Here is a 398-nt window from a genome sequence, read left to right as displayed (position 1 = left end):
GTCCGGTCGCGCACCACGGCGACCTGGGCCTCCCAGCCCGTCAGCTCGCGGCGCCAGGCCATCACCAGGCCGGGGCAGGTGTAGCCGCCGCTGACGTCCACCCAGACGTGGCGCCGCGAGGGGGTCGGCGGCCTCACGGGCCCGGCGAGGCGTCGCGCAGCTCGACCAGGCGCGACGCGTCGAACCAGCGGACGACCAGGGCGTCGTCGAACGGGGTGGTGGCGACCAGGGCCTGCCGGTCCGACCCGGCGACGTTGTGCAGCGGGGCGTGCTGCCAGGCCACCACGACCCCGGCGACCGGCTGGCCGTGCTCGCCGGTCGCCCGGACCCAGACGTGCTTCGCCGACGGTTCGACGGGGTGGAAGGCCACGCCCCGATCCTAGGTCACGGACGAACAC

1 protein-coding gene is annotated in these 398 nt (G+C 75.9%); it reads right to left on the bottom strand.

Translation table 11 applies throughout. The features are described 5' to 3' along the window. Window positions 1–133: 133 nt before the first annotated feature. Window positions 134–370, bottom strand: coding sequence for a hypothetical protein (locus I6F37_RS43360; protein ID WP_225154888.1), 237 nt, complete (start codon window positions 368–370; stop codon window positions 134–136). Between the last annotated feature and the right edge of the window lie 28 nt (window positions 371–398).

The sequence above is a fragment of the Bradyrhizobium sp. NBAIM08 genome, assembly GCF_020193935.1.
Lineage (GTDB): Bacteria > Pseudomonadota > Alphaproteobacteria > Rhizobiales > Xanthobacteraceae > Bradyrhizobium > Bradyrhizobium yuanmingense.
This window is presented reverse-complemented; position numbering and strand designations above follow the sequence as displayed.